At 25.7% G+C, this 9,798-nt stretch carries 10 protein-coding genes and 1 pseudogene; all 11 read right to left on the minus strand.

Features of this window, described 5'->3' with window-relative positions; genetic code table 11:
- Positions 1-43 precede the first annotated feature (43 nt).
- Complete coding sequence (locus QZ146_RS03385; RefSeq protein WP_295722247.1) at positions 44-745, minus strand: hypothetical protein; 702 nt, start codon at positions 743-745, stop codon at positions 44-46.
- A gap of 58 nt (positions 746-803) precedes the next feature.
- The gene (locus QZ146_RS03390) at positions 804-1,148 is read right to left on the minus strand and encodes a hypothetical protein (RefSeq protein WP_295722249.1); all 345 of its coding nucleotides are present in this window, start codon (positions 1,146-1,148) and stop codon (positions 804-806) included.
- A gap of 184 nt (positions 1,149-1,332) precedes the next feature.
- Positions 1,333-1,797: a hypothetical protein gene (locus QZ146_RS03395; protein WP_295722250.1), complete on the minus strand. Its 465-nt coding sequence runs from the start codon at positions 1,795-1,797 to the stop codon at positions 1,333-1,335.
- A gap of 31 nt (positions 1,798-1,828) precedes the next feature.
- On the minus strand, positions 1,829-2,254 hold the full coding sequence (locus QZ146_RS03400) for a hypothetical protein (RefSeq protein ID WP_295722251.1): 426 nt from the start codon (positions 2,252-2,254) through the stop codon (positions 1,829-1,831).
- A 114-nt stretch (positions 2,255-2,368) separates the two neighbouring features.
- Positions 2,369-2,674 (minus strand): annotated as a pseudogene (locus QZ146_RS08835) (prepilin peptidase); the annotation flags it as partial.
- A 477-nt stretch (positions 2,675-3,151) separates the two neighbouring features.
- Entirely contained in the window at positions 3,152-4,792 is a 1,641-nt protein-coding gene (pyrG, locus tag QZ146_RS03410; RefSeq protein WP_295722253.1) for a glutamine hydrolyzing CTP synthase, read from the minus strand.
- Between the two features lie 296 nt (positions 4,793-5,088).
- Positions 5,089-6,312, minus strand: a complete 1,224-nt coding sequence (locus tag QZ146_RS03415) for a cofactor-independent phosphoglycerate mutase (RefSeq protein ID WP_295722254.1) — start codon at positions 6,310-6,312, stop codon at positions 5,089-5,091.
- A gap of 198 nt (positions 6,313-6,510) precedes the next feature.
- Complete coding sequence (locus tag QZ146_RS03420; RefSeq protein WP_295722255.1) at positions 6,511-7,536, minus strand: homoserine dehydrogenase; 1,026 nt, start codon at positions 7,534-7,536, stop codon at positions 6,511-6,513.
- Positions 7,537-7,549: 13 nt separating this feature from the next.
- Positions 7,550-8,035 carry an amino acid-binding protein gene (locus tag QZ146_RS03425; protein ID WP_295722256.1) on the minus strand — a complete coding sequence of 162 codons (486 nt, stop codon included), beginning with the start codon at positions 8,033-8,035 and terminating at the stop codon, positions 7,550-7,552.
- Positions 8,036-8,046: 11 nt separating this feature from the next.
- A complete protein-coding gene (gene gatC / locus QZ146_RS03430) occupies positions 8,047-8,262 on the minus strand; it encodes an Asp-tRNA(Asn) amidotransferase subunit GatC (RefSeq protein ID WP_295722257.1) in 216 nt (71 codons plus the stop codon).
- Positions 8,263-8,651: 389 nt separating this feature from the next.
- A complete protein-coding gene (locus QZ146_RS03435; RefSeq protein ID WP_365316475.1) occupies positions 8,652-9,701 on the minus strand; it encodes a condensation domain-containing protein in 1,050 nt (349 codons plus the stop codon).
- Positions 9,702-9,798 lie beyond the last annotated feature (97 nt).

Raw genomic sequence — 9,798 nt, forward strand, 5'->3', positions numbered from 1 at the left:
AATATATTATATAATAAAAAATAAAAATAGAATAATTTTAAACTTATTCCTTAAAGTCATCCAATGAAGTTTTAGAATATTTTTTATCTTCTAAATCCATTTCATTATTATTTGAATCTTCAATTTTTGATTTTTCTTTAAGTTTTCTAAGCTCATTACTTTTTGCATCATGGGATTTAATTGCTTTGAAGTTTTTATTAAATCTTGAATGGTTTGACTCATTCATATTAGGTTTTTCCATACCATTTTGATTTTGAGAAGCTCTAATTTTTGCCTCTTTTTTTGCTTGTTTTTGTTGTCTTCTTCTTTCAGCTTTAATTTGTTTAATACTTAATTCATTTTGTTTTTTATTATTGTCCCTTCTTTTCCAAGTGTTATAAACATTATCTACACATATACCTAAAATAGCAAATATCATTCCAATAATACCTGCAATAAGCGTTGTATACCCTAGAGATAATTCATTTTTAGTTTGTTGAACAATATTTTCTATTGGTCCTTCCACATCTGTTGTAGGATATCCTTTCTCGTGTAATTCTTCTTTCACTTTATCTACATCTTGAGCAGCTACATGAACCTGTACTCTAACAATACTTGAAAGTGTAGGTAAATCATAAGAATCTCTTAAAAATGCAGATACATCTTCAACAACTTGATTAGAATCAGGATTACCTGTAAGATTAATATATACTATTCCATTAGTATTATCAACAATAACATCACCAATATTATCTGAATGTTCCATATTATTTTTTATTCCAACAGTAATATATTGGTCCCATGCATTAGAGAAATTACCCGTCTCAACCGTAATATTGGCCGTTGAAACATTGCGAACAATTATTTAAAGAACTAACAGTATTTATAACTTCATTAACATCATATCCGCTATTAGAACTAATATCAACATTAATTAATTCATCTTCATTATTGAAAATACTATAGCCAGTACCTACCATTTCAGCTAAATCATCATAAATAGGGCTAATAAAGAATAGCCCTCCAACTGCACCAATAATAAATCCTATAAGAATAATACCCCCAATATCTTTTTTACTAAGATAGGGACTTAAAATTCCTATTGAAAAAACGAAAATTAATAAAAAAATATATAATAAAAGATATATTGAAGTCGAAACGATATCCATATATTTCACTCTCTAAGTATAAATTAATTATATTTATTATTTTAATTATCTATATATCTTTTGATATTTTTAATATTTTTTTTTTTAAAAAATAAATTTTTTATTAATAAAATAAAAAAACTTTCTTAAAAAAAAGTATACTTAAATTCACTAAATAAAAGAAGAATGTCTTAAGAAAATATACTTAAATTCTATAAACATTAATATTTGAAGAGTTATCATCCCATTGGATAACTACCTTATTAAAACCCTTATATAAAAATAAATTAGAATTTATATTTGTTTTTTTAGATTCTACAATTATTTCTTTAGTGTTATTATCTGATAGAATTATTTCTGTTTGAATAAATCCTTTATTATTTTGACTGTATATATTAATTTCAATATCTTCAGGTATATTTACAAATATTGTCCTTTTAGACCCACTTCCTGTTGCATATACATAGTTTATACCATTGGCTAATTGAGATAACTCTGCCTTAATTTGATAAGATCTTGTAACATCAGATGCATAATCAAATTCAATTCCAATTAAGGGAAAAATCAATGAAATAATAAGTATGATTGAAATTATAAAGATAAATAAATATTCTAATGATAATTGCCCCCTTAGTTCATCTAAGATTTTATATAAATCCATTATTTTCATTATATCACCAATTGAAAATAACTCTATTTAATTAAAAAATAAAATAAAATAAAATGTTACCATAAAATAAGCTAATAATATATGCAATACAAATAGAGGGAGCAAAAGGGATTGAAATTTTCACAAATAGCTTTTTATCAATTAAATTATTATCATATAATAATTTTAAAACCAATATATCATCACAAGTTAATCCTCCACATGTATTAGATTTTAATTTATACTTAGATGATGATTTTCTAATAATTAAATTAGAATCATCTTCTAATAGAAGATATTCCTTGATAATATTGTAATTATTTTCATCCAACAAATAATCATCAAGTATCATACCTTCTTTTAAATTATTAACATCTATTAAATAAGTTGAAAATTTGTTTATAGATTGTTTAATATTAAATAAAAATAATTCACATTTTATTTTCTCTAATACTTTTGTTTTATCAGTGCTTTTCAATTTAATTATAAGAACATATATTAGAATAAAAGGAAATGATACTAATAAACTGTTTATAATCAAATGAATGGAAAATGGTATAAATACTAATTGTTTAGGTGTAAAAATTTCATTAAAATATAAAAAATTTATTGGAACAATTGTAGAGATTGCAGTAATGAGTTTTACATCTCCTCCTGCCCATAATCTTAATTTCCATAAAACATAGGTTATTATAAATGTTATAGTAGTAGAGATTATTGATGATAGAATAAAAAACAGATTAGTAAAATATATGGTAAATATTAAATTAATTAAAAAACCAAATGCCAATAGAGAAAAAACTAGCTTATTATAAATTATATTATATTTTATATCAGTAATTGATGATATAATTGTATATATAAATGTTATTATTATGGGAATTAAGAAAATATTCATAAAAATAGTAGGATATAAAGAATATATATTGATTTATATCTAAATTTAAAAATTAATATTTCTTTAAACAATATTATAGAAATAAAAATTTTTTTATACTTTAAAATAATTTAAGCCATTTAGTAAATCACTAAACTTTTATTATACTTGTTTATAAGGATATAATAAAAATTTAAAAACAACTACAATAATATTTAAAAAAAGATATTAAAATAATCTGGAATTTATTAATAAATAAAAAAAAAGAATATTTAATATAAATTTAGAAATTGCTAATAATATTATAATAATAAAAAAAAAGAATTAAAATAACATATTATTCTTAAAAAAAAAAAGAATATTTGAAATAAAATTAGAAAAATACTAATGTCTTATATAATAAAAAAGAATTAAAAGAACATATTATTGTTAAAAAAGAATATATAAAATAATTTTGAAATAAGAATATTTAAAAAATAAAAAGAGAATTAAGAGAAATTATTTTTCCCTTTGTGAATATTTATAAGATGCATCCACAAAAGATGCAAACAATGGGTGTGGCCTATTTGGTCTAGATTTAAATTCTGGATGGAATTGACAACCAATAAACCATGGATGATCTGGTAATTCAACAATTTCAACTAAAAAGTCATCAGGAGAAATACCACTTAAAACAAGTCCTGCATCTTGAAGAGACTTTCTAAACTCATTGTTAAATTCATATCTGTGACGATGACGTTCTTCAATTAAATCTTCACCAATAAATTCACCGAAACCTTCAGTATATGATTCATATGTTTTAGTTCCTTTAACTAATTTACAGTCATAAGAACCTAAACGCATAGTACCACCCATTTGATTAATTTTCTTTTGTTCTTCCATTAAATCAATAACAGGATATTTAACATTAGAGTCAAATTCTGTACTATTTGCATTATCAAAACCATTACGTCTTGCAAATTGAGTAACCATAGATTGCATACCTAAACATATACCAAATATAGGAACTTCATTAACAATGGCAAACTCTACAGCTTCAAGTTTACCTTCAAATCCACGTCCACCAAAACCACCAGGTATTAAAATACCATCTAATTCATTGAGGACATCTTCATCTAAGTGCTCTACATCAGCATTAATATATTCAATATCTAAATTAACACCTACATCAGCTGCTCCATGAAGTAATGATTCACGTATACTTATGTATGCATCTTCAAGTTCTATGTATTTACCGACTATACCAATTTTAACTTTAGGTGACTGTATTTTAAGGGTTTTGACAACATCACGCCATTCATCAAGTTTAGATGAATCTGGTTCTACATTAAGGTTTATTCTGTTTTTGATAAATGAACCTACATTATTTTTATCAAGTACAAGTGGAACTTCATATATACTACCTGCATCAGGTGTATTTACAACAGCACGTTCATCTACATCACAGAAATTAGCGATTTTTTTCTGTAAATCATCATCTATAGGTGAAGGTGATCTACATACAATCATATCAGGTGAAATACCTGTACTTCTAAGTTCTTTTGTAGAATGTTGAGTAGGTTTAGTTTTAAACTCTTTAGCCGCTTCAAGATATGGAACATAGGTTACATGAACAAACATTACATTATTACTTCCTTCTTCATTTCTAAGTTGTCTTAATGCTTCTAAAAATGGTTGGGATTCAATATCTCCAACAGTTCCACCAAGTTCTACAAGTACAACATCATTATCATCTACACTACTTTCATCCCTTATCATCAATTTAATCTCATCAGTAATATGTGGAATAATCTGTACACAAGCACCTAAATAATCCCCTTTTCTTTCTTTACTAATGACGGATTTGTATACTTTACCAGTAGTAATATTTGCAATTCCAGGTAGTTCAACATCTAAAAATCTTTCATAATGTCCTAAATCCAAATCAGTTTCCATTCCATCATAGGTTACATATACTTCACCATGCTGATATGGGTTTAATGTACCTGAATCCCAATTAAGATAGGGATCAATTTTAATTGCTGAAACTTTAAGTCCATATGATCTAAGTATTCGGCCGATAGAAGCAGATGTAATTCCTTTTCCAATAGAACTAACTACTCCTCCAGTAATAACGATGTATTTTGTCAATAAATCCACTCCAAAAAAAAATAATGATTGTATTATCTCTTTTAATGATATTGATTAGCCTAATAGATTTTAGACTAATCAAATAAAAAAAATTATAGTTATTTAATAATTTGCTCATGAATTATTTATTAATAAATATAATAAAAGTTTATTTAAACAACTATATCACACTTTTATTTTAGTAAAAAGTATTATATAAAATTTCTATATAATTTTTCACAATAGAACATAATAAGTTTTATATTTTATAATAGCAATAATACAAGTTAATGCTAACATTATATTAACCATAAATTATGAAAAAATTAATTATCATTGATTAATCTATTTACTAACTTATATCCATGCTCTTTTTTAAGTGATCCTTTAGCAATATTAGATTCAGTGTATGATTTAACACTATCTGCCTTACCGCCTTTAGTATATATAGCTTGTGGAATATCATCACGTGTATGGGTTCCAACAGGTATTGGAGTAGGATGATCTGGTAAAACAGCAATCTTATATTCCTCATAATTTTCATCAAGATATTCCCAAATAGGTCCTAAAATATATTTATCAATAGCTTCTATTGCTTTAACCTTCTCAGATACATTTTTAGCATGACCTGCCTCATCAGGAGCTTCAATGTGTACAAATATCAAATCATAGTCATCAATATTATCAATAGCATATTGACCTTTTGCCACATAATCAGTGAAGTATGCTGTTGCTCCTGGAACATCAATTACATCGATTTTTCCATAATTTGCAATACCTTTAAGTAAATCTACTCCTGTAATTACAGCTGCTTTAATACCATATAATGATGTGAATGGGTCTAAATGAGGAACAACTCCTTGAGACCATAGCCAAACCATATTTGCAGGATTTAATCCCTTCTCTTCTCTTGCTTTATTTACAGGATGATTAGATAAAAATTCATATGACTCCATCATTATCTTTTTAATTAAATTAGAATATTCGCCAGTCCAATTTGTATATTTGTCAATTGGTTCATTAAGTATATCATGTGGTGGAAAAGTTTCAAAAGAACATAATTCATTACTAATTTTATCTGACTCACAACTATAGATAAATATGTGTCTATAACTTATACCTGGATAAAATTTACCTTTAAAATCAGGATATTTATCTGTAAAGTATTTATTTAAATCATTAAGTAATATTTCAGATTCTTCAGAACTAATGTGGCTTGCATTAAAATCATATAATATACCCTCTTTATTGGTTATAGTATTGCATCTAAATATTATATCATTTTCTTTAGTTTTTATACCATAGTTTCCAGCTTCAAGAGGTCCTCTAGCCGTATAGTATTTATCAGGGTCAAATCCAAAAATACTCATATTTGCAACATCACTACCCGGATTATATTTATCTATAACATTATTTGTAAGGCCACATTTTCCTAATTTTGCAATTTTATCCATATTTGGAATATTAGCATATTCAAGTGGAGTTTTACCATTTAATTCATCTAATGGATAATCACTCATACCGTCTCCAATAATTACTATATATTTCATAAATTCACCTGAAAACCAGAATAAAATATTTAAATAACTAAATAAATACTAAATAACTAAAAATTATCAAATCTTCATCCAAGATTTAGATAAAGTTTATTATAATAAAATAATAATACAAATTAAAAAATTAAAAAAAAATATGATATGAAACTAATTAAAATAAATTAATATATACTTAAAATATATTAATTATTTTTAAACTTTATATTTTTCACGGATAATATGAATTAAATCCGTTAACATAGCAGCTGCAGTTTCAACAGAACCTGCACCAATACCTCTTACTGTTACCTTTCCAGATAAATCAGTTGTAACAGTAGCCATATTTAATGTTCCATTAATATCAAATGCACTACCTTTTTTAACAAGTCTTGGTGAAACTTCAAGATTATCCTTAGAAACTTCTGCAATTAACTTGATTAAATATCCCTCTTTATCTGCAAGATATATAGCTTCAGAAGTAATGTCTGATATACCTTTAACTTTAACATCATCATATTTTGCAGGAATTCCCAATACAGAGTTTGCTAAAATAACAGTTTTACATGCAGCATCTATACCTTCAACATCCTGAGTCGGATCAGTTTCTGCAATACCTAATTGCTGTGATTCTTTAAGAGTGTTTTCATAACTTGTACCTTCTGAAGTCATTCTAGAAAGGATGTAATTTGTAGTACCATTTAAAATACCAACAATTGATTCTACATTATTTGCAGGTAATGTTTCTTGTGCAAGGTTAATAATAGGCATAGTTCCACCTACACTAGCTTCAAATTTAAAGATTACATTATTTTTTAAGGCAGCGTCTAATAATTCATTAAAATTTAAAGCAAGATGTCCTTTATTGGAAGTTACAACATCTTTTCCTTGTTCAAATGCTTTTAATGTAAGGCTTCTTGCAGGTTCAGCATCAACAATATTGGTTGGAGTAGCTTCAAGGAGTACATCATATTCACATTCATCTAATACATCTAAACCACTAATATTACTACCATATTCAGGGTAATTTGCTAATTTACCTGTTTCCTTTTTAACCCTAATTAATTCCTCTTCATCTAGACCATCAGTGGATATTGCAGATGTAGATGAATCAGCAACAGAAACAATCTTTAATTCTACACCATATAATTCTTTAATATTTTCTTTCTTTAATAATACTACTTTGGCCAAACCTTGACCAACAGCACCAAAACCCATAATACATAATCTTAAATCTTTCATTATTAATCCCCGCTTAGATTTCATTAATAACTAATAGGTCTTTGGAATTAGCTATCTCTTTAATTTTATTTAGTACTGTATTTTTTAATCCAAATGGCATTTCAACAGTTATTAATCCAGATGATTTTTCCTCATTATTAAATTTAACTTCCATAGCAACAACTGTTACATCATCTAAATCATTTAACTTATCGACAGTGTCTCTTACATCGGTATCTATAATATGGCCAATAAGTATAGTACTTATTTTAATGGTTCTAATTGATCCATCAACTTTCAATATACTTATACCATTATTTTCTAATGTTTCAATTATTTTTTCAAGATTTTGTCTTTCTCCTTCTACAGTTATTTGAACTGGTATTTTACCATTTTCATTTTTGTCTGTCCTGTCATGGATAACTGAGACAAGATTAGCACCTAATTCCCTGAAAGGTTCAAGAGAATTAACTAATTGTCCAGGAGTATCTGAAAGTTCAAGTACTAAATTCATTTTCATACTATCACCATCTAATTTGTCCAATCAGCTTTTTTAACTATTAAATTGCCATTTTTATCAGTTTTAGCATTTCTTAAAATTTTAGATGAATCTTTTGAAACAGATTCATCTTTACGAGTAAGATTTAAATTGTCTGTAATATAATATGTTTCTTCCAAATCTGGAATAGTTTCTAATATTTTAGAAAATTCATTTAAGATTTTTTCTGCATCTTCTTTAATTTCCATAATATAACTCCAATAATTTTCTAAATTATAAATTAAATATTAAATGATAATATAATTATAATAATATTATTTTATTTTTTTATATTAATAAACTTTATTTATAATAGGGCACTTTAAAAACCTATGTGATAATTTTTATTTTCCATTTTTAATCTTACAATAATTAAGGTTTAGAATTAAAACATACATTCAAATATTTTAATTTGATATAACTCAAATATTATATAAGTTCCATTATATATTAAGTAATAATTTTTTTAATTAAAAATAAATAATAAATTAACGGAAAGTTTTTGTGCGTATAACTATTAAAGATTTAAATCACTTAAGTTTTGGAATGTGGATTGTTAGAAAAGTTCTGAAATTAAGCTTCATATCGTTTTAAAATATCAAAGACTATAATTAATATCCTTTAAATTATCTTTATCACATAACTGTATTAAAATTTCTTTAAACATAAAAACAAATTGTTTAGCCATCTCTTCACTGTAGCTATCTGAATGATGAACAGTTACAGAAAAACCATCCTCCAAATCATTCACAACACATAAAAACTCACCAATAGTATCTAAAGCATAATCTGTAACTATAATATCCTCACCAAGAAAAGACATATCATTTAAATTAGAATTATATCTAAAAGAAATATTACTATTAAAATTAAACTCACTAGCAAGTAATCTAAAAGGATAAACATTATTTTCCATAGAATTCAAAACCAAATCAGAAACATAATCCAGATAATTCTCTACAGAAGAATCACTACAATCTACAACCAAAGGAAGAATTCTAGCAAACATACCTACAGAATCCATAGTATAATCCTTATGACGGCCATGTTCTATTATATTAACAAAAACCTTATCCTCACCGGTAAAACAAGATAAACAATAAGCATAAACAGCATAAAATAAATTACCAACAGAAATACCTTTTTTATATGTAAAATTCTCTAATTTCTCTTTAACACCAAAAATAGGAAGAATAACAGTACCTTCAGATCCATCAACATCACCACCTAAAACATCAAAATATTCCACATCAGATAACATATCTGCAAAGAACCTATGGGCAGACTCATAAGAAGAATCAAATTTCACAATGAAATCATCATAACTACTACGAAGAAAACCTAAATCAAGATTATCATCTAAAATACCATTAAAACCCTTCTTAAACTCTTTGTTAATAATAGAAATTGTGGTTGCATCACTTATAATATGATGAATATCATATAATATAGCTTTACGAGTTGGAGTATCAATAATATAAAAACGAGCTAAATAATCCTCCAAATCAAAAGGCTTAATAAAAGCAGAAGTATCATCACTACTAACAAGTTCAACTAAAGGATATGAATCACAAACTAAAAACACATTATCTCCATCATTTAGAATACGGCCTTTTAAAACAGGATGCTTATCAATAATAGAATAAATAGGGTGCTAGATAGATCAAAATTTTAAGAGTGATATTTGCTCTTCTTTTTTGTTGATTTTTAGTTTTTGTTGGTCTGTTTTTAATGGTGCCTTTGAT

The sequence above is a fragment of the uncultured Methanobrevibacter sp. genome (assembly GCF_905235195.1).
Classification (GTDB): domain Archaea; phylum Methanobacteriota; class Methanobacteria; order Methanobacteriales; family Methanobacteriaceae; genus Methanarmilla.